At 64.9% G+C, this 21149-nt stretch carries 17 protein-coding genes; 11 read left to right on the top strand and 6 right to left on the bottom strand.

The window, feature by feature from the left end; translation table 11 throughout:
- Positions 1–11: 11 nt before the first annotated feature.
- Positions 12–1196 (bottom strand): autotransporter outer membrane beta-barrel domain-containing protein, encoded by a 1185-nt coding sequence (locus XI06_RS11875; RefSeq protein WP_237869374.1) that lies wholly within the window; start codon positions 1194–1196, stop codon positions 12–14.
- A gap of 374 nt (positions 1197–1570) precedes the next feature.
- Here XI06_RS11875 and XI06_RS11870 point away from each other — a divergent pair, with 374 nt between their 5' ends.
- Positions 1571–1777: a cold-shock protein gene (locus tag XI06_RS11870; protein ID WP_008551638.1), complete on the top strand. Its 207-nt coding sequence runs from the start codon at positions 1571–1573 to the stop codon at positions 1775–1777.
- 90 nt (positions 1778–1867) lie between these two features.
- On the opposite strand, the gene purN is transcribed toward XI06_RS11870, so the two are convergent.
- Both purN and purM read right to left on the bottom strand, forming a co-directional pair.
- The gene (gene purN / locus XI06_RS11865; protein ID WP_237858274.1) at positions 1868–2521 is read right to left on the bottom strand and encodes a phosphoribosylglycinamide formyltransferase; all 654 of its coding nucleotides are present in this window, start codon (positions 2519–2521) and stop codon (positions 1868–1870) included.
- A gap of 14 nt (positions 2522–2535) precedes the next feature.
- Positions 2536–3609, bottom strand: a complete 1074-nt coding sequence (gene purM / locus XI06_RS11860) for a phosphoribosylformylglycinamidine cyclo-ligase (protein ID WP_237858275.1) — start codon at positions 3607–3609, stop codon at positions 2536–2538.
- Positions 3610–3764: 155 nt separating this feature from the next.
- Between purM and XI06_RS11855 the strand changes: the two genes are divergently transcribed.
- The 7 genes from XI06_RS11855 (at position 3765) to XI06_RS11825 (ending at position 13555) form a co-directional block, all read left to right on the top strand.
- A complete protein-coding gene (locus XI06_RS11855) occupies positions 3765–4307 on the top strand; it encodes a CDP-alcohol phosphatidyltransferase family protein (protein ID WP_237858276.1) in 543 nt (180 codons plus the stop codon).
- 93 nt (positions 4308–4400) lie between these two features.
- Positions 4401–5090: a DnaA ATPase domain-containing protein gene (locus XI06_RS11850; protein WP_237891254.1), complete on the top strand. Its 690-nt coding sequence runs from the start codon at positions 4401–4403 to the stop codon at positions 5088–5090.
- A gap of 135 nt (positions 5091–5225) precedes the next feature.
- The gene (locus XI06_RS11845) at positions 5226–7415 is read left to right on the top strand and encodes an RNA degradosome polyphosphate kinase (protein ID WP_237858279.1); all 2190 of its coding nucleotides are present in this window, start codon (positions 5226–5228) and stop codon (positions 7413–7415) included.
- 15 nt (positions 7416–7430) lie between these two features.
- Complete coding sequence (ppx, locus tag XI06_RS11840) at positions 7431–8933, top strand: exopolyphosphatase (RefSeq protein WP_237858280.1); 1503 nt, start codon at positions 7431–7433, stop codon at positions 8931–8933.
- Between the two features lie 150 nt (positions 8934–9083).
- Complete coding sequence (locus tag XI06_RS11835; RefSeq protein WP_271605364.1) at positions 9084–10172, top strand: efflux RND transporter periplasmic adaptor subunit; 1089 nt, start codon at positions 9084–9086, stop codon at positions 10170–10172.
- Positions 10173–13247, top strand: coding sequence for an efflux RND transporter permease subunit (locus tag XI06_RS11830; RefSeq protein WP_271605363.1), 3075 nt, complete (start codon positions 10173–10175; stop codon positions 13245–13247).
- Complete coding sequence (locus tag XI06_RS11825) at positions 13244–13555, top strand: DUF3240 family protein (RefSeq protein ID WP_237858285.1); 312 nt, start codon at positions 13244–13246, stop codon at positions 13553–13555. Before XI06_RS11830 ends, XI06_RS11825 begins: the two co-directional genes overlap by 4 nt.
- A gap of 4 nt (positions 13556–13559) precedes the next feature.
- On the opposite strand, the gene XI06_RS11820 is transcribed toward XI06_RS11825, so the two are convergent.
- Together XI06_RS11820 and ndk are read right to left on the bottom strand one after the other, a co-directional pair.
- Positions 13560–14420: a TerC family protein gene (locus XI06_RS11820; RefSeq protein WP_237858288.1), complete on the bottom strand. Its 861-nt coding sequence runs from the start codon at positions 14418–14420 to the stop codon at positions 13560–13562.
- A gap of 34 nt (positions 14421–14454) precedes the next feature.
- Positions 14455–14877 (bottom strand): nucleoside-diphosphate kinase, encoded by a 423-nt coding sequence (gene ndk / locus XI06_RS11815; RefSeq protein WP_018645406.1) that lies wholly within the window; start codon positions 14875–14877, stop codon positions 14455–14457.
- Between the two features lie 322 nt (positions 14878–15199).
- Between ndk and XI06_RS11810 the strand changes: the two genes are divergently transcribed.
- From XI06_RS11810 to XI06_RS11800, 3 genes are all read left to right on the top strand, one after another.
- Complete coding sequence (locus XI06_RS11810; RefSeq protein WP_237858290.1) at positions 15200–15457, top strand: sulfur globule protein precursor; 258 nt, start codon at positions 15200–15202, stop codon at positions 15455–15457.
- Between the two features lie 224 nt (positions 15458–15681).
- Complete coding sequence (locus XI06_RS11805; RefSeq protein WP_237858292.1) at positions 15682–15855, top strand: hypothetical protein; 174 nt, start codon at positions 15682–15684, stop codon at positions 15853–15855.
- Between the two features lie 46 nt (positions 15856–15901).
- On the top strand, positions 15902–17767 hold the full coding sequence (locus XI06_RS11800; protein ID WP_237858294.1) for an ABC-F family ATP-binding cassette domain-containing protein: 1866 nt from the start codon (positions 15902–15904) through the stop codon (positions 17765–17767).
- Positions 17768–17926: 159 nt separating this feature from the next.
- Here XI06_RS11800 and XI06_RS11795 read toward each other — a convergent pair whose 3' ends face one another.
- Positions 17927–21079 (bottom strand): hypothetical protein, encoded by a 3153-nt coding sequence (locus XI06_RS11795; RefSeq protein ID WP_271605362.1) that lies wholly within the window; start codon positions 21077–21079, stop codon positions 17927–17929.
- Between the last annotated feature and the right edge of the window lie 70 nt (positions 21080–21149).

The following is a 21149-nucleotide window of genomic DNA, read 5'->3' as shown; positions in this document are numbered from 1 at the left end:
GAGCAGTCCCTTCACCACCGATATTCGAAGCCGACGGTGCCTTGATGCGATGTCAGCTCGTTGCGGAACTTGCCGTCGTAATTGACATATAGGCGCGCGGTGTTGGTCAGGCTGAGCGACGCCGACGCGCCGGCGTCCATGCCGTAACGGCTCTCGCCGATGCCGGGGACGATGATGTTCTGGGTCCCGAGGCTGACCTGCACCGAGCCGAGGTCTTGATAAAAATTGTCGACGAACTTGCCGTAAGCCGAGAGATCCAGGATTTTCCGGTCGAAGATGAAGTAGCGCCCGACCTCGGCGCCGATCATGACGCGTGCGCGCGAGATCGCGCTCGAGCCGACATTGAGGGGATCAAGTCCCCCGGCCTCCTGAAATGCCGCGCTGGTGGCGCGCACATATTCGAGCGCGCCCTTGGGCACGATGCGCATCTGATCCTTGGTCCAGTAATAGTTGATCTCGGTGAGCGCGCCGTCGACTGTGGCGTGATACCCCGCGACGGCAAGGCCGAAGCCGGTATCGCGGCTGGAATGCACCTTGCCGAACCCGTGCACCAGAGCGAAGGCCCAGGTCCAAGGCCCCTTGTCGACGGAACCGTTGAAACCGATCTGCGTCAGGTCGAGCGTCGCCGACTGAAGCGCGAGCGGCACGTCGATGTCGGTGTGGCTCTGGTCAACGGAGAAGCCGAGATTGACGCCTGGCGCGCCCCGTGCACCGAAGCCGGCGACACCGCCGAATGTCGTACGCTTGTCTCCAACGAAATCACCCTGCGGATCAGTGCGGACCGAAATGCCGTACCCCTCGTACCAGGTGCGGTAGCGCGGATCCTCTGCACTCTCCGACGCGCCACCGCCGCCGGGATTGGTGCGCGAGGCCCGGTTGAAGCCGCTCGAGGCCTGGCCGCCCAGCCGCTCCAGAAAATTCGAACCCAGATTAAGCGTGCTGTTGCCGGCTGACTGATTGGCATTGGTCGACGTCGCCCCCGGGGTCGGTGATGGCGAAGGCGACGGTGTCGGGCTGGGCGTCGGCGTTGGCGTGGGTGTCGGAGACGAAGTCGGCGTCGGGGTCTGCGCGAAGGCGGCTGTCGCCGGGATCAACGTGACGGCCGCAAGCGTCATGGCGATCGCCATCACGATCCGGCGGACACGGTCCAGCCCGATCGTCTGCAGTATCCCTTGGGGCCGCCGAGTGCAGCACATGACGACTATTCCCGAAGCAAAATGGCGGCCCGCAAAAATGCAACACGAAGGGCGAGCAGGTGCGACGATTTGTGCTGAACTGCCACAAGGGGTCAACCGGTCCGCGTGCTTTCGCCGGGTGATTCCTCCAATTGTGGTTCCGCTGCCACAGGTCGCAAATTGCAGCGGGATGTCTCCAGTGCGGTCTTGAAGTTTGCACGCAGCTTGCTAGCGCGCGGTTTTCGTGTTGGAATATCGTACACAATCGGAATTGGCCGCTCGGCTGTGCGTTTCGCGACAGGCTCAAGACTCGAACAGACTTCCGGAAGCCCGTTTGTGACGTGGCACGCGAAAAGCGGCCGCGTCTTTTTAGTATCTAGCGGAGGAGACTGAGGATGCCACAAAAGGGCACCGTCAAATGGTTCAACCCAACCAAGGGCTACGGGTTTATCAAGCCGAACGGCGGCGACAAGGACGTGTTCGTCCACATCTCGGCCGTCGAGCGTGCCGGACTTTCCACCCTCAATGAAAACCAGGTGGTTGAATACGACCTCGTGGAGAACCGCGGCAAGTCGTCCGCGGAGAACCTCAAGGTCTCCTGATCTCTCTCAAAGCTATCAGCGAGAGCTCACGACGATGCCCCCGGCTCCGCCGGGGGATTTTGTTTTGGAGCAACGAAACACGAGTGTGCTTCAGTTCGCCACCGGCGCAATCAGAAAATTCTCTGATGCCCCACTCCCCGCCGTCTTGCAGACGTCGCCCTCGATCCTGACCTTGCCGGTCGCAAGCAGGCTCAGCGCCGCGGGATAGATGCGGTGCTCGACTTCGAGGATGCGCTCGGACAGCGTCTCGGCCGTGTCGTGGTCGCTGACGGGGACAGCGCCCTGCATGACGATCGGGCCGGCGTCCGTCTCGGGGATCACGAAGTGCACCGTCGCGCCAGACAGTTTCACGCCGGCGCGCAAGGCCTGGCCGTGCGGGTCGAGGCCGGGAAATGATGGCAACAGCGACGGATGGATGTTGAGCATCCGCCCGTACCACGCCCTGGCGAATTCGGCAGTGAACAGGCGCATGAAGCCGCCGAGGCAGATCAGCTCGATGCCGTGCTCATCGAGCACGGCCTGCAGCACTTTCTCGAACCCGGCGCGATCCTTGCCGAACGGCTTGCTCTCGATCACCTGCGTCTTGACGCCGGCCGCCTTGGCTCGCTCGAGCCCGGGCGCGTCGGCCTTGTTCGAGATGACGAGCGAGATCTCTGCCGGAAAATCGGCCGCGCTGGCTGCCTTGATTAGCGCGGACATGTTGGAGCCGCGGCCGGAGATCAGGATGGCGACGGGCCGTTTCACCGCAGCGCCAGTCATCACAGTGCCAGGTCGAGGTGGCCGTTATAGACGACGCGGTGCTCGCCCTCGGCCGGGATCACGGTGCCAAGCTGGGCGACGGTCTCACCGGCATCGGTGAAGACCCGCACCACCTCATCAACCTTTTCGGCCTCGATGATCGCGATCATACCGATGCCGCAGTTGAAGGTGCGCAGCATTTCGAGCTCGGCGATGCCGGCTTGCGCGGCCAGCCATTTGAACACCGGCAGCACCGGCAGGCGTGCGAGATCGATGCCGACGCCAAGATGCGAGGGCAGCACACGCGGAATGTTGTCGGTGAAACCGCCGCCGGTGATATGAGCGAGGCCCTTGACCGCACCGGTCTCGCGGATCGCCCGCAGGCAGGATTTGACGTAGAGCTTCGTCGGCGTCAGCAGCGCGCCGCCGAGCGTCATGACCGGGGCAAACGGTGCCTGCGCCTCGAAGCCAAGGCCGGACTGTTCCACGATCTTGCGCACCAGCGAGAAGCCGTTGGAATGCACGCCCGACGAGGCCAGGCCGATCACGGCGTCGCCCGCAGCGATGTCCTTGCGCGGCAGCAGCGTGCCGCGCTCGGCGGCACCGACGGCAAAGCCGCCGAGATCGTAATCGCCGTCCTTGTAGAGGCCGGGCATTTCCGCGGTCTCGCCGCCGATCAGGGCACAGCCGGATTCGCGGCAACCCTCGGCGACGCCGGCGACGATCGCGGCCGTGGCCTCCGGGTCGAGCTTGCCGCAGGCGAAATAGTCGAGGAAGAACAGCGGCTCGGCACCCTGCACCACGAGGTCGTTGACGCTCATGGCGACGAGGTCGATGCCGATCCCGCCATGCAGGCCGGTCTCGATCGCGATCTTGACCTTCGTGCCGACGCCGTCGGTGGCCGCGACCAGGACGGGGTCCTTGAAGCCGGCCGCCTTGAGGTCGAACAGGCCGCCGAATCCGCCGATCTCGGCATCGGCGCCCGGCCGTGCGGTGGCGCGCACCATCGGCTTGATCAGGTCGACCAAGCGGTTGCCCGCGTCGATATCGACGCCTGAATCGGCGTAAGTGAGGCCGTTTTTGCGGTCGGTCATGCCCGATTTCCAGTGGGTTTGCGGCTGGTTACGTCGAATTCCGGGGACGCGCAATGGCAAGCGTGGCGCGCCGCCCTATACTATGTAGAGATATCAACCGGTTCAGCCTCTTAGAGGTCGGATTCAAGGTCAGGTCGGGTGCCGGGAAGCGCCGTGTGAGTATTCCGAACATCATTACCCTGGGCCGCATCATGCTGGTCCCGATCATCGTCTGGGCCATCGTGTCGAGCCAAATGGAGGTGGCGTTCGCCGTCTTCCTGATCGCAGGCATCAGCGACGCCGTCGACGGCTTTCTGGCCAAGCGTTTCAATATGACCAGCGAGCTCGGCGCCCTGCTCGATCCGCTGGCCGACAAGGCGCTGCTGGTGTCGATTTACCTGTCGCTCGGCATCTGGGGCGACATCCCACGCTGGATCGTGATCCTGGTCGTGTCCCGCGACATCATGATCGTCACTGCGGTGATCGTGTCCTGGCTGTTTGACAAGCCCGTCGAGATGAGGCCGTCGAAAGTATCCAAGCTAAACACAGCGGCACAGGTTGCGTACGCGGCGCTGGTGCTGGCCGCGCTCGCCTTCGGCTTCAAGCCGTCGCCGTATGATATAGTCCTGATGGGCCTCGTCACGGTGTTCACCCTGTCCTCGGTGTCGCTCTATCTCGTGGAGTGGCTGCGTCACATGAGCACGATCGAAGCCAAATGAGAGGGGATGCGGCCCCGCAAAAGGCCAACTCCCGATCGAATAAGTCCATCATCGTCAGACAAGGCCGGCGCGCCGGCTCGGAGCAAAGCAAGCGTGGCAGGCCGCGTTCATCCCCGACAATTGGCGTTTTCGCTTCCGCATGCGGAGAGCCTCAGCCGGGACAATTTCCTCGAGGGCCCTGCCAATGCCGCCGGTCTCGCCTTGGTCGACAGCTGGCCGGAATGGCCGAACCGGATCATGTGGCTCGCCGGCCCCGAAGGCTCGGGCAAGAGCCATCTCGCCGCGATCTGGGCCGAGGTATCAGGCGCTCGCTCGACCACGGCCAACGCGCTGAGTGCCCCAACCGTCCCCGGCGCGCTCGCGACCGGCGCGCTGGTGGTCGAGGATCTCAAGGCCGGTGATTTTGACGAGCGTGCTCTCTTCCATCTGATGAACCTCGCCCGCGAGGACGGCGCCTTTGTGCTGTTCACCGGACGCGAGGCACCTGCGGCGGTAGAGGTCGAGCTCCGCGACCTGCGCTCCCGGCTCCGGACCATCCCTGTGATTTCACTCGCGCCACCAGATGACCAGCTGTTCCGCGGCCTGATCGTCAAGTTCTGCGCCGACCGCCAGCTCGCCGTGGACGAAGCTGTTGTGAGCTACCTCGCGACCCGGCTGGAGCGCTCCTCGGCCGCCGCCCGGCATGCCGTGGAACTGCTCGACAGCGAGGCGCTGCGGCTCGGCCGCCCCGTCACCCGGGCGCTCGCCGCCGAACTGCTTCGCGACGTTTCGACCTCCCCTTAACCTCCCCTTGGGCCCGCTTGACGCGGCGCGGCGGCGGAACATCAATGTCATCGAAACGTCATCGCATTAACACATGCTCCGGCCGGTTTTGCGCATAAGTCGCAAATTGGGGCAAACTGGATGGACCGACTTCTCATGGACTCCGCGCAAGCTGTTGAAACGAAAGAAAAAGCCACGGAGACCGAGGGCCCGCCGGCGATCGCCTCGAGCCCCGAGCGATTCATCAATCGCGAGCTGTCATGGCTACATTTCAACCGTCGCGTCCTGGAGGAATCGGTCAACCCCAGCCACCCCATGCTGGAGCGGGTGCGATTTCTGTCGATTTCGGCCAATAACCTCGACGAGTTCTTCATGGTCCGCGTCGCCGGCATCAAGGCGCAGGTCCGCGAGGGCATTGCCGAGCGTGCCCCTGACGGCCTGACCCCGTCGGAGCAACTGGCGTTGATCAACCGCACCGTTTCCCAGCTCGCCTCCGACCAACAGGCAATCTGGCGCGACCTGCGCGGCACGCTGGCCGAGGTCGGCATCGTGCTGGTGGACGGCAAGGAGGTCACCAAGACAGAGCGGATCTGGCTCGAGGACTATTTTCTCAACAACGTGTTTCCGCTGCTGACGCCGCTGGCGATCGATCCCGCCCACCCCTTCCCGTTCATCCCGAGCCTCGGCTTCACCATCGCGCTCCAGCTGACGCGGGAGGCCGACGGCAAGCCGATGAACGCGCTGATCCGCATGCCCGGGAAGATCGACCGCTTCATCCGCCTGCCGGCTGAGGGCAAGGTCCGCCTGATCTCGCTGGAGCAGCTGACCGGACTTTTCATCAACCGCCTGTTCCCCGGCTACAGTCTCCACGGCCAGGGTGCGTTCCGCATCATCCGCGACTCCGAGCTCGAGATCGAGGAAGAAGCTGAAGACCTCGTCCGCCTGTTCGAGACCGCGCTGAAGCGACGCCGCCGCGGATCGGTGATCCGCCTGGAGATCGACGCCAAGATGCCGGAGCAGCTGCGCAGCTTCGTGCAGCACGCGCTGTCGGCGGCCGACGACGAGGTATTCCTGGTCGACGGCGTGCTCGCCATGAACGAGCTGTCGCAGCTCACCCGGCTCGACCGGCCCGACCTCGAATTCACCCCTTACGTGCCGCGCCATCCCGAGCGCGTGCGCGAGCATGGCGGCGACATCTTCGCGGCCATCAGGCAGAAGGACCTGATCGTCCACCACCCTTACGAATCCTTCGACGTCGTGGTGCAGTTTCTGCAACAGGCCGCACGCGATCCCGACGTCGTCGCGATCAAGCAGACGCTCTATCGCACCTCCAACAACTCGCCGATCGTGCGCACGCTTGCCGAAGCGGCCGAGGCGGGCAAATCCGTCACCGCGCTGATCGAGCTGAAGGCGCGCTTCGACGAAGAAGCCAACATCCGCTGGGCGCGCGACCTGGAGCGCGCCGGCGTGCAGGTCGTCTACGGCTTCCTCGAACTGAAGACGCACGCAAAGCTCTCGATGGTGGTGCGCCGCGAGGGCGGCAGCCTTACCACTTACGTTCATACCGGCACCGGCAATTATCACCCGGTCACCGCGCGTATCTATACGGACCTGTCCTACTTCACCTCGGAACCGACCATCGGCCGCGACGCCGCGCGCGTGTTCAACTTCATCACGGGCTATGCCGCGCCGAGCGACCTGGAAAAGATGGCGGTGTCGCCGCTGACCCTGCGCAAGCGCATCATCGAGCACATCCAGGGCGAGACCGAGCACGCCCGTCACGGCAAGCCCGGCGCGGTCTGGATGAAGATGAATGCGCTTGTCGACCCCGACATCATCGACGCGCTCTACGAGGCCTCACAGGCCGGCGTGCAGGTCGAGCTGGTGGTCCGCGGTATCTGCTGCCTGCGCCCCGGCATTCCCGGCCTGTCGGAGAACATCCGCGTCAAGTCGATCATCGGACGATTCCTGGAACATGGCCGAATCTACTGCTTCGGCATGGGCCAGGGCCTGCCGAGCGCGAAAGCGGCTGTGTATATCTCGTCGGCCGATATGATGCCGCGCAACCTCGACCGCCGTGTCGAGGTGCTGTGTCCGCTGCAAAATCCGACGGTGCATCAGCAGGTTCTCGAACAGATCATGGTCGCGAATCTCAAGGACAATGAGCAGAGCTGGCAATTGTTGCCGGACGGGTCCTCAACGCGTATGAAGGCCGCGAAGGGCGATGAACCTTTCAACGTGCACAATTACTTCATGACAAATCCGAGTCTGTCTGGCCGTGGAAAGTCGCTCAAGGAATCCTCGCCGCGCCGTCTCACGCGCCGGAACGAACGCCATCAGTCCTGACCGGAGATCTTTGCCGTGAAACGGCCGCGCAAGCGTGGCGCTAGCGTCGCGGTCATCGACATCGGCTCCAACTCGGTTCGTCTCGTCGTCTACGAGGCGCTGGCGCGGAGCCTGATTCCGATCTTCAATGAGAAGACGCTGTGCGGTCTCGGACGCGAGGTGCAGAGCACGGGCCTGCTCGCGCCTGACGCCGTCGACAAGGCGCTGACGTCGCTGAAGCGCTTTCGCGCGCTGTGCCGCGTGATGCAGGTCGGCCGCGTGTTCGCGATCGCGACCGCCGCCTGCCGCGATGCCTCCAACGGCCCCGACTTCATCGCAAAAGCCGAGCGCATCTGCGCCGTGAACATCGAGATCCTGTCGGGACCGCGCGAAGCCAAGCTGTCGGCGCTCGGCGTTATCTCGGGCATCCACTATCCCGACGGCATCGTCGGCGATCTTGGCGGCGGCTCGCTCGAGCTGATCGACGTACGCAGGAACGCCGTGCGCAGCGGCGTGACGCTGCCGCTCGGCGGCCTCGCGCTGCAGGACCTCGCGCACAAATCGCTCAAGCGCGCCGACCGTATCGTGCGCGAGGCGATCGACGAGGTCGACCTGCTCACCGCCGGCCGCGGCCGCACTTTCTATGCCGTCGGCGGCACCTGGCGCGCGCTTGCGCGCATCCACATCATCCAAAGCGGCTATCCGCTCCAGGTGATGCACGGCTATTCCATACAAGCGGCCGAGGCGCTCGATTTTGCGCGCCGCTTGCGGCGCCTCGCTGCCGCCAACATGCTCGCCGATATCGAGGTCGTCGCCGATGCGCGGCGCCCTCTCCTCACCTACGCAGCGCTCGTGCTTGAGCACGTCATCCGCGTCGCAAAGCCGAAAACTATCGTGTTCTCGACCTTCGGCGTGCGCGAAGGCCTGCTGCATGAGAAGCTGCCGGAGACCGAGCGCAACAAGGACGGGCTGATCTGCGCCGCCGAAGAGCTGAATCAGCTGCTGTCACGCTCGGCCAAGCATGCCCGCGAGCTGATCGCCTGGACCGATCGTCTCGCGCGCGTGGTGAAGCTGCGCGAGACCGAAGAGGACCGCCGTTTGCGCCACACCGCTTGTCTCTTGTCCGACATCGGCTGGCGCGTCCATCCCGATCATCGCGGCGAGCAGACGCTGAGCCTCGTGGTCAACGCCAATTTCGGCGCAATCGACCACCGCGAGCGCGCCTTCGTCGGACTGTCCGTGTTCTATCGTTATGCGGGCCTCAGCGAAGAGAATCAGCCGCCACTAACCATGCAGGAGTTGCTGACGCCGGCGCAGCTCGAGCGCGCCCGTTTGCTTGGCGCGGCGTTTCGCGTCGCGCATCTGATCTCGGCCGCGCGCCCGGGCGTATTGCCCGCCACGCATTTCCGCAGCCGGGGCCGCAATTTGATGCTGGTGTTCGAGCACCGGCTTGGCGATCTCGTCGCCGACCGCGTTGGTAGCCGCTTCAAGCAGCTCGCCCGCTTGATCGGGCGCAGCGGTTCGATCGTCAGACGCTGAGCAGCGCTGCATTCTGTCGCAGAACCGGCGCCGGTTGATGCAAATCAACTCGACCGAACCATGCCGGATTAACGTGTCGCCGCGTTGTTTCGGACCACTTCTGCCATGCAGCTGCAACCTGGGCTTTGCCTCTCGATCCGCGGTCGGAAAATGGCTGCTTGTGTCCTGTTCGCACTTGCCCTTGGCCTTTCACCCTCGGCGCTAGGAGCGCAGGACGAACTCAAGCTGAGTGAACCGCAGGCGAGAAATCTTGGCGTGCGCGTCGTTCATCCGATCGCAAGCAAGACCGACCTGACGCTGCCATACCCCGTCCAGATCGTGATTCCCACGCCGCAATTGTGGGTCGTCAGCGCCCCCGTGGCCGGCATGGTCGCCAATCTATCGGTCGGCCGCGGCGATCGCATTTCGGTTGGCCAGCCACTGGTCACCCTGGAAAGTCCAAGCTTCGTCTCTCAACAGCGCGACTACCTGCACGCGATCGCGCAGGAGCTGCTCGCAAACCAGCAGCTCAAGCGCAACATGGATCTGTTCGAGGGCAAAGCCGTGCCGCAACGCGTGCTGGAGGCGAGCCAGGCCGAGGCGCGCCAGGCGACGCTCGTCGCCGCCGAACGCCGACAGATGCTGCGTCTGACCGGCATGTCCGACGAGGCAATTTCGCGCCTCGGTCAGGACGCCTCGATCAGCGCCACGCTGACCGTCAACGCGCCGCAGAGCGGATCCGTGGTCGACGTGGTTATATCGCCGGGGCAGCGGCTCGAACAATCCGCGCCGCTAATCAAGCTGGCGCGGCTGTCGCCGCTATGGGCCGAAATCGCGGTTCCCGCTACCAAGATTCCCGCGATCCGCGCTGGCGCGAAAGTCGAAATCGAAGGCTATTCCACGCCCGGTAAGGTCGTACTGGTTTCCGAGACAACAGATCCCGCGACCCAGACCATCCTGGTCCGCGCGGAGGTCCCCAACGACGGCGAGCTGCATCCCGGCCAGACGGCCGCAGCACGCATCGGTTTCCTCTCCGCCGGCGAGAGCGCTTGGGAGATTCCCTATGCGGGGCTGATCAGGCGGGGCGAGCAGACGTCGGTGTTCGTCGCTTTCGACGGCGGTTTCCGACTCGTTCCGGTCACGCTCCTGGCCGAAGACCAGGACCATGTCGTGATATCCGGCCCGATCACCGACCGCGACGAGATCGCGATCGGCGGCATCTCGGCGCTTCGCGGCATTCTCTCGGGGCTTGGGCAATAAATGCTCCGGCACCTGGTCGCATTCGCGCTTTCGCAGCGGCTATTCGTCGTGCTGAGCGTGTTGCTCTTGATCGGTGCTGGTGCCGTCCTCCTGCCAAGCCTGCCGATCGACGCATTTCCCGACGTCTCGCCGGTTCAGGTGAAGATCATCATGAAGGCGCCGGGCCTGACGCCCGAAGAGGTCGAGCAGCGCATCACGGTGCCCGTCGAACTCGAACTGCTCGGACTGCCGAACAAGAAGATCCTGCGTTCGACCACGAAATACGCACTGGCCGACATCACCGTCGACTTCGAAGACGGCACCGACATCTACTGGGCGCGAAACCAGGTTTCCGAACGACTATCGAACATTTCACGTGATTTCCCCGACGGGGTGACCGGCGGTCTTGCGCCGATTACGAGCCCCCTCGGCGAAATGTTCATGTTCACGATCGACAGCGACGAGCTTTCGCTCGCCGAGCGCCGCACCCTGCTCGATTGGATAATCCGTCCGGCCCTGCGTACAGTGCCGGGCGTTGCCGACGTCAACGCGCTCGGCGGTTACGTGCGCGCCTTCGAGATCGTTCCGCGCAATGATGCACTTGCCGCCCGTGGTATTTCCTACGACCTGTTTCGCCGGGCGATCGAGGCCAACAGCCGCAACGATGGCGCCGGACGGGTGAACCAGGGCGAGGACAGCGCCCTGGTCCGGATCGAAGGCAGCATCCGTTCGATCGAGGACATCAAGGCCATCGTGGTGGAGGTGCGCGAGGGGGTGCCTATCCTCGTCAACGACGTGGCGAGCGTCAAAGTCGGGACACTGACGCGCTATGGTGCGGTCACGTCGAATGGGCGCGGCGAAACCGTCGAGGGGCTCGTGCTCGGCCTGCGCGGCGCCAACGCGGGACAGCTCGTCCGCGACGTGCGTGCACGCCTTGCGGAGCTGCAGTCCTCGCTGCCGAAAAGCGTTTCCATCAACGTGTTCTATGACCGCAGTCGTCTGGTCGATCGTGCCGTGGGGACCGTCGTGCGAGCTCTCGGCGAGGCCACCGCCCTTGTCATCGTTCTGCTGCTGCTCTTCCTCGGCAACTGGCGAGCCTCGCTGGTGATCGCCCTCAGCCTGCCGCTGGCCATCGTCATTGCACTGATCGTCATGCGGGTCGTGGGAATGTCGGCCAACCTGATGAGTCTCGGCGGACTTGCGATCGCGATCGGCATGCTGATCGACGCGCTGGTCGTCGTAGTCGAGAACATCGTCGGGAACCTCGGTCAGCACGCCCCCGGCAAAGGGCCTCCCCTGATCCATCTGGTGTACCGCTCGGTCTGCGAAGTCCTGGAGCCGGTGGCCTCGGGCGTCCTCATCATCATCATCGTGTTTGTACCCCTGCTAACGCTCCAGGGACTTGAGGGGAAGCTGTTCATTCCTGTCGCGCTGGCGATCATCTTTGCGCTCGCCGGCTCACTGCTGCTTGCTCTCACCGTGATTCCGGTCGCGACGTCCTTCCTGCTCAAATCTGCCTCACATCGCGACCCCCTGGTGGTTCGCGCGGCCCAGCGCGTTTACGCACCGGCCTTGAACTGGGCCTTGAGCAACGAGCGCAAGGTGATGGCCGCGGCGCTGATCGGCCTCGTCGCCGCGGGCTTTGCCTATTCGAAACTCGGCAAGACGTTCATGCCGACGATGGACGAAGACGACGTCATTGTCAGCGTGGAGACGCTTCCCTCCGTCAATCTCGACGAATCGCTTGCCATGAATCGGGGGCTGCAGACCGCACTCCTCGCGGTGCCGGATATCGCCGGCATCGTCGCAAGGACCGGATCCGACGAGCTCGGCCTCGACCCCATGGGGCCCAACCAGACCGACACGTTCCTGGTGCTGAAGCCGGCGGCCGAGCGGCAGACCGAGGACCGCGAAGCCCTGCTCCAAAAGCTGCGCGATGTTCTTGCCGGCTTTCCCGGCATCTCGCTCAGCTTCACCCAACCCATCGACATGCGCGTGCAGGAGATGATCAGCGGCGTGCGAGGCGACGTCGCAGTCAAGATATTCGGTCCTGACATCGCAAAGCTGAATGAAACGGCAGCAAAGCTGTCGGCCATCCTCTCCGGCATTGATGGTGCAGAGGACGTCTACACCACGCTCAACGAAGGCGCTCAATATTACACGGTTTCCGTCAATCGAATGGAGGCCGGACGTCTCGGCCTGACGGTTGACGCCATCGCCAACTCGCTCCGCACCCAGATCGAGGGCCGAACGATCGGAACCGCGCTGGAAGAGGGACGCCGCACTCCCATTCTCGTCCGCGGCAGCGAAACGACCCGGGAGGCGCCGACGCTGCTCGCGAGCCTTCCGTTGACGCTCGCATCGGGGCAGCACGTCGCGCTGTCGCAAGTCGCGCGAATTCAACGCGTCGACGGCCCGGTCAAGATCGACCGCGAGGATGGCACCCGTATGAGCGTCGTTAGAGCCAACATCAGGGGCCGCGACATGGTCGGCTTCGTCGAAGCGGCCCGCCAGAAGGTCGGCGCGGAACTCCAGCTCCCAGATGGCTACCGGCTGACGTGGGGCGGACAGTTCGAGAACCAGCAACGCGCTTCGGCACGCTTATCCGTGGTCGTCCCCGTGGCAATCGGTCTGATTTTCGTGCTGCTCTTCACCACGTTCGGCGCCATCCGCCAAGCCTTGCTTGTGCTCGTGAACATTCCCTTCGCCCTGATCGGCGGCGTGTTCGCGCTAGTCGCCACGGGTGAGTACCTGTCGGTACCCGCCTCGGTCGGATTCATCGCTCTGCTCGGGATTGCCGTCCTCAACGGTGTCGTTCTGGTCTCCCACTTCAATCAACTGCGTGCCCACGGCCTGAGCGAGCATCGTATCGTTGTCGAAGGCGCCATGCGCAGGCTTCGGCCGGTGCTGATGACCGCGAGCATCACGGCGCTCGGCTTGGTTCCGCTGCTGTTTGCCTCGGGTCCGGGATCCGAAGTCCAGCGACCGCTTGCGGTCGTCGTCATCGGAGGGTTGTTGTCCTCCACGGTACTGACCTTGATCCTTCTGCCGATCCTGTATCGCCGCTACGGCGGCACCTCGAAGGTGGCCAAATGACCGACCAGCCGGTCTGCCTCACGCTGATCGTGCCGCGTCAGCTTCGTGAAGAGGTGTTCGACTATCTCGCCGAACAGAGCGACCTTGTCTCGGGCTTCACCGCCTCCCACGCGGCCGGGCACGGCGGCGAAGTCCGACTGCACACCGCCGCTGAACGCGTCCAGGGCCATGCCGATCAAGCCATGGTGAAGGTCGTACTGGCGCGGGACGACGCCACCCGCCTGATCGAGCGGCTCAGAGTTTCGTTTGCCGGCACCAAACTCGTCTACTGGGCGACGCCCGTAACGGAATTCGGCATCATCGACTGAACAATCAGCCTTCGGCAGACGCCTTGGCGTGTGCCTCGGAGGCTTCGAGCGCGGCGGCATGCAGGCTGCGCCGGCGCCAGATCGCGCCGACCAGCAGCACGACGACGACACCAAGCGCGCCGCAAAGATATTCGGCGCCCTCGCCGCCATGGGCGAATTGCGGCGGGATATGCAGAGTGCCGAGCATCCGGTCCAGCGAAACGCCGAACGGACCTTCCGAGAGCGAATGCAGCTTCGGCGCGATGCCGGGATCGGTCGCGATCACCTCGCCAGCGATCCAGCCGAGCAGCGCCGCACCGGCCCAGACCAGAATCGGCAGTTTCGACAACAGCGCCATGATCAGCGCCGCACCGGCTACGATCAGCGGCACGCTGATGGCAAGGCCGAGGACCAGGAGCGGCACGCTGCCATTGGCGGCGGCGGCGACCGCGATGACATTGTCCAGACTCATGACGATGTCGGCGACGACGACGATCTGCACCGCCTGCCACAGATGTGAGGCGGACTCGACGTCCTCCTCCTCGTTCTCCGGCACCACCAGCTTTGCCGCGATCACGATCAGCGCCAGGCCGCCGACCAGCTTCAGGTACGGCAGCGCCATCAGGCTTGCGACGACGCCGGTGAAGATGATCCGCAGCAGGACGGCCGCGCCGGCGCCGAGCGCCATGCCCCACAGCCGATGCCGCGGCTTGAGGCCGCGGCAGGCAAGCGCGATCACCAGCGCGTTGTCGCCTGAGAGCAGGATGTTGATCCAGATGATCTTGCCGACCGCGATCCAGAAGGTCGGCTCAGCCATCTCATTGCGGAACTGGGTGAAGAATGCCCCGATCGTGGCGGGATCGAAGATCTGCCCGAGCCAGTTCACAATGAGTCCCCTGTCGACTTAACCGATCGGCTGGTTAGCCGACGATCTCGTTGCCCGAGAAAAACTGCGCGATCTCGATCGCAGCGGTCTCCGGAGCATCCGAGCCGTGAGCCGAGTTCTCGCCGATCGACTTGGCGTAGAGCTTGCGGATGGTGCCCTCGGCCGCCTTCGACGGATCGGTCGCGCCCATGGCGTCTCGGTACTTGGCGATGGCGTTCTCGGCTTCCAGCACCTGAACCACGACCGGGCCCGAGGTCATGAACTCGACCAGTTCGCCGAAGAACGGACGGGCCTTGTGGACGGCGTAGAAGGTTTCGGCCTGTTCCTTGGTCATGCGGATGCGCTTCTGTGCAACGATGCGCAGGCCCGCCTTCTCGATCACGGCGTTCACGGCGCCGGTCAGGTTACGCGCGGTGGCGTCGGGCTTGATGATCGAGAAAGTGCGTTCGATGGCCATGATCTTGTCCTTGAAGAGAAAAAGGGTCGTTCGGAGTTGCGGGGCTTATATCGGCGCCTTTGCGATCCGGCAAGCGAGTGCCGGAACGCCCCGAAGGGCGCTTCGCCGCGGGCGAAGACCTGAAATCCCGGCCGGATTCCAACATGGATTACAACGATTTCACCCAGATGAACCCAATCTGAAGGCCCTGTCAGGGTTTGGTTCAGCCTCGCTGGCGTATCGTCAGCTCCATCGAAACCGAAGCCTTCTGACGAGGCGGACCGTTTCGGCGGCCTTTCCATCGACGCGATTGCCCCGCGCCGGCAGTTTTGAGGAGATCACGATGTTGAGGAAACTTTCGCTCGCTGCAGTCGCCGCGGTCGCCCTGGGGGCCGCACTCGCCCCCACCTCCGCCTCCGCTCACTGGCATGGCGGCTGGGGCTGGCATGGCGGCGGCTGGTATCACGGCGGTGGCTGGGGCTGGGGCGGACCGCGCGTCTACGCTGCGCCCGTCTCCTACGGTTACGGCGGCTGCTATGTGCGCCGGCTGGTCCCGACCCCCTGGGGACCCCGCTGGCGGCTGATCAACCGGTGCTACTGAGCCCGAACAACTCATTCCCTGACAACCCGAGGTACTGTTCCCCCCGCAGTACCTTCCAAGAGAGGCCCCGGTGATCCCCCCCACCGGGGCCTTATCTTTGGGCAGATACAGCGAATTCATACAATTTTTACTAGAATCCCAGCCATCCCCAACGCTTGGCGAAACCATTTTGGGGGCCAATGACTTGGTACCGTGTCGTTACTTTGAACACTGGGAACCCTGAGATGGCTGGCCTTTTTGCCGATGACAGCGAACAGATCGACCGGCGCACCAGCCGCTCCATCTGCGATGCCGTGGGCGAGCGGCTTCAGCAGAGCATGCGCCCCGAACCCCGGCTCCCGACGCATCTCGAGCAGCTCTTGAACGAGCTGAGGAAGCGTGACCTCGATCCGCACTGACAAAAAATCGGGTTGCGTTTGATCCCGCCTGCGGTGACAAGGCCGCATGCTCACCATCACCGACCTCTCCGTCCGTCTCGCCGGACGCCTTCTGATCGACGACAGCTCTGTGCAGATCACGCCGGGCGCACGCGTCGGCATGGTCGGGCGCAACGGCACCGGCAAATCGACGCTATTCAAGGTGATCCGCGGCGAGCTTTCGGCCGAGCACGGCTCGGTGACCCTGCCGCCCCGCTGGCGTATCGGCAGTCTGGCGCAGGAAGCCCCGAACGGGCCCGAAAGCCTGATCTCGGTCGTGCTCAAGGCCGACCTCGAACGCGAAGCGCTGCTCACTGAGGCCGAGACCGCCACCGATCCGCACCGGATCGCCGAGATCCAGACGCGCCTCGTCGACATCGACGCCCATTCAGCGCCGAGCCGCGCCGCCGCAATTCTCTCGGGCCTCGGCTTTTCCGCCGCGGACCAGTTGCGTCCCTGCGCCGAATTTTCCGGCGGCTGGCGTATGCGCGTCGCGCTCGCCGCGACGTTGTTCGCGGCCCCCGACCTTCTACTGCTCGACGAGCCCACCAACTATCTCGATCTCGAAGGCACGCTGTGGCTGGAAGATCATCTCGCGCACTACCCGCGCACGGTGATCGTGATCAGCCACGACCGCGACCTGCTTGAAAGCTCGGTCGACCAGATCCTACATCTGGAGCGCGGCAAGCTCACGCTCTACAAGGGCGGCTACTCCTCCTTCGAGGAGCAGCGCGCCGCACGCGAGCTGCTCGATGCCAAGGCCGTCAAGCGGCAGGAGGCCGAACGCGCCCGCCTGCAGGCCTTCGTCGACCGTTTCAAGGCCAAGGCGTCCAAGGCGCGCCAGGCACAGTCTCGCGTGAAAATGCTGGAGCGGCTCAAGCCGATCACGGCGCTGGTGACCGAGGACGTCCGCGAGATCACCTTTCCGGCACCTGAGAAATTGCTATCGCCGCCAATCATCGCCGTCGACAACGTGTCCGTCGGCTACGATCCGGCAACGCCGGTGCTGAATCGCGTCACGCTGCGCATCGACAATGACGATCGCATCGCGCTGTTAGGTGCCAACGGCAACGGCAAGTCGACGCTGGTCAAGCTGCTCGCCGCGCGTCTTGCGCCCTTCTCCGGCAAGGTGACGCGCGCCGACAAGCTGTCGATCGCCTATTTCGCGCAGCACCAGCTCGACGAGCTGAACGAGGACGCCTCGACCTACGACCACGTCCGCAAGCTGATGGGGAGCGATGCACCCGAAGCCAAGGTCCGCGCACGCGCCGGCGCGATCGGCTTTTCCGGCAAGGCCGCCGACACCAAGGCGGGAAAGCTCTCGGGCGGCGAGAAAGCGCGGTTGCTGCTGGGGCTTGCCACCTTCTTCGGCCCCAACATGATCATCCTGGACGAGCCGACCAACCATCTCGACATCGACAGCCGCGCCGCGCTGGCCGAGGCCATCAACGAGTTTCCCGGCGCGATCATCATGGTCTCGCACGACCGCTATCTGATCGAGGCCTGCGCCGACCAGCTCTGGATCGTCGCCGACCGCACCGTGACCAATTACGACGGCGACCTCGACGAGTATCGGCGCCTGGTGCTGTCCGCGCGCAATGCGGAACCCGCTCAGCGCGAGCGCAGCGCTCAAATCGAAAAGCCTCAGCGTGTGAAATCAGACAATCGCGGCTCGCTGAAGAAACGCATCGCCGAAGCCGAGAGCGAGATCGCCCGCGTCACCGAGATCATCTCCAAGATCGACACCGCGCTCGCCCTTCCCGATATTTTCACGCGCGACCCCAAGCAGGCCGCGCAACTGTCGAAGGCGCGCGCCAACGCCGCCGACGCGCTGGCGCGGGCGGAGGAGCAGTGGCTGGAGGCGAGCGCACAGTTCGACGAGGCGGCCAGCTAGCTTTGGCGACCGGCCGATTAGGCGTCCCGTTAAAATCTGAAAACAACCCCATGCACAGTAGCCGAGGGATTTGCCAGACGAGGCCTGCACCTCGCGGCAAACTCTGATCGTGCAAAGAGGGCCAACCGGCCCTCTTTGCTTGCTTAATGCTGATTCTGCTCAGCGAACCTTCTCCGGCTCCTTGCGGGGGGCGAAGGTGCCGCCCCGGGGCGGCGGGGTGACCCCGATATGCGGCGGGGGCGTCACGATGATGCGCGGCGGCGGCTTCACGCCGATATTCGGCGGTGGCGGGGTCACCCTAATACGCGGCGGCGGAGTGATGCCGACGTGCGGAGGCGGCACGATGACGCCCTTGGGCGGAGGCACCACGACCGGCGGTGCCCTGATGATGGGCGGCGCGACGTGCGGCAAGGGTGCAGTCCCGACGCAGGCGCGACGGTTGGCGTCGGGATGCTGGCCCGGCGGACAGCAGACGCCGTCAAGCGTCGCCTGGCTCGCGAGACAGCAGCCGCCGCCAGGCAGTTGCGTGTAGCCGGGGAAGCAGCCGGTTGCAGCCTGGCTGCCGCCGACACACTTCTGGCCGTCGAAGGTCTGTCCGGTCGGGCAGAAGCAGGCCGGCGCGGCTCCAGCGGCGACGATACCCGGCGACGACGGACAGCACTGCCCGTTCGCCTTCTGCACGGTATTGCTTGGACAGGGCTGCTGCTGCATGCAGGCACCTGTCAGCGGGCTGGCGACCGTGCCGGCCGGACAGCCCTGACAGCTCCCATCGGCCTGCGGCGTGGTGCCCGACGGACAGCAGATGCCGGTGTTGCTGATCTGCTGCTGCGGACAGGACGGCAACCAGGCGTGCTGGCCGCAGCTCCCGTCAGCTTGCGGCGTCTCTCCCGCCGGACAGCACACGCCCGTTGAGGTCAGCTGGCCGACCGGGCAGACCTGCTGCTGGCCGCCGCAGCTGCCGTTGGCTTGCGGGAATTGGCCCTGCGGGCAGCATTGGCCCGAAATGGTCAGCTGCTGCGGCGGACATTGCTGCTGCTCGCAGCTGCCGTCCGGCTGCGGCGTCTGGCCCTGCGGGCAGCACTGGCCGGTCGAGGTCAATTGCTGCGGCGGACAGAAGTTCAGCGTTATGACGCACTCGCCGTTGGGCAACGGTTTCTGACCTTGCGGGCAGCACTTGCCCGTCGAGGTCAGCTGCTGCGGCGGGCAGCCTCCCTGCTGCGGGCCGCAGACACCGAACGCGTTCGGCACCATGCCGGCCGGGCAACATTGTGTGGTCGGGAATGCCAGCGAATCGCCCGAGCACAGCTCGTGACACTGGCCGTCGAGCCCGATCTGTTGGAGATGACCATTCGGTCCAGGCTGCGCACACATGTTCTCCTGTGGAGTCGACTCGCAGGTGTAGTCCGTCCACATGTCGCCGCCGTCGTGCTTGGCGGGGACCAGCGTGAAGCCGGCCATACACACCGCACCGGGTGGCTTGGGACAAAGACCGCCGGTCTGTGCATTGATTTGCGTGCCGTCGAAACAGGTGATGTCGGTGTAATCGATATTGTTCGGATCCGGCGGCGGCATGGCGCCGAAGAAGCACATCGCGCTCGAAGCCGCATCGTTAGCGCCGTTCGCACACAACGACGTGCACTGGCCGCCGGGCCCCGGTGTTTGGAAGCTGGGGCAGCATTGCAAGCCGGGCTGCTGGCTGCTGCCAGGCGGGCAGATGCAGGGCTGACCCGGCAGGCAGGTGCAGCCATGCGATCCTGGCCACGGGCAGAACGGTCCGGCCGGCGGCAGCGGCAGTCCGATGCCGAAACCAAAGCCGGGATACCAGGGGCGCAGGATCGGCGGCAGGCGCAGCGTCACGCGCGCGCAGCCAAGCGGAATCGCGATGTCGCCGATCTGGCCGCGCGCGGCCGGATCGTCGAAGCGATCGTCCTTATCGATGAAATAGCTCGACCACGGCGGCACGTTGGCGGGTGCAACCATTTCGACGCCATTGCCCTGCATGCCGTTGACATTGGCGGGGCCGCCGAGTGAAAGCCTCAGCGTGGTCGCGGTGTCGTTGGCGACACGCAAGCGCTCGCCGGTCGACCACAGGAAGCCGCCGCAACTCGTGCGGTCGATGGCACCATCGGCCGCGTATCGATATCCGATCGCGATGCCGCCATTGCCGTTGGTCATCTGCGCCGGGAAACCGATCGCGTACTGATCGGGCTGGGCCTGCCAGCGCGGTCCCGACGGATTGCCGGTTGAGACCGGCGTGTAACGCAGCACGCGCGAAACGCCCTCCTGGGCAAGCGCGACCATGGCGTAGTCACCGGTCGGCGCGGCGCGCTCGGCGAGCAGCATGTTGCCGCGCGCATCGAACAGGATCTTGGAAATCTCGGTCGGCGCCAGGCTCGGCGGCACCGTAACCTCGATCCGCGGATCCTTGCCGAAGCTGCCACCGGCGATCGAGACCGACCACACCTGCAGGCCTTCCGTCACCGCGTAGTAAAGACGGCCGTCATGCACCGCGAGGCCGAACACCAGCCGCGCCGCCGGCGCGTAGCGCCAGGTCGCCGGATTTTCGGTCGAGAACGCGGGCGCAGTAATATCAAGCCGCATCGCAGGATTGTACGGAACCGGCTGCGCGCCGGCCGCCGGGCGGCCCTGCACGCCATGATCAAAGCGGCCACGCTCGCTACCGTCGAGTCCGAATTGATGGATCATGCCGGTCGCGCGATCGGCGACGAAGATCGACTGCGAAGCGCCATCGAAGGCGAGCCCGCCGAGCGCGGGACCGGGATTGGCGGCGCCGTTGAGCGTGACATTGGCAAACAACTGCACCGCGCCGCTTGTGCCGTCGATGCGCCAGATCGAACCGGGACCGCCCGGCGACGGACCGAACAGGCCGCTCATGAAGCTGGCATTCGCGGCGCCCTGCTGCACACGATCGGCCAAGCCATCGCCGTCCTTGTCAGGCACCACGATCGGCAGGCCGTAGGCGGATGTCGCCGCGACATAGATGTTTGGCGGGCTGGCATTGTCGAGCGTGATGCCGAACACCTGGCCGACCTGTGCGGCCGTGGCCGCGAACGGCTTCGGAGCAGTCACAACTTGCGCCTGCGGCGGCCCGCCCATGCTCTGCAAATCGACGACGCGCACCGATACGCCGTTGGGATCGATATAGGTCTTGTCGAGCGGATTGACGCCAGGCGCCACCACCACCGGCGGCGTCACGCCGGAGAAACCGGTAAGCGCGGCATTGCCGTCGGCGACCACTTGCGCCAGCGCTGGCGCCGCGGCGGCAAGCGAGACCAGCAACGCAAGGAACACCGATCTGATCGTCCGCTTGAACCCGCGCGCCGGACGCTGACTGGCCGGATGAACCGCGCCCGTAACGGGA

It is taken from the genome of Bradyrhizobium sp. CCBAU 11434 (assembly GCF_028128895.1).
GTDB classification, from domain to species: Bacteria; Pseudomonadota; Alphaproteobacteria; order Rhizobiales; family Xanthobacteraceae; genus Bradyrhizobium; species Bradyrhizobium zhengyangense.
This window is presented reverse-complemented; position numbering and strand designations above follow the sequence as displayed.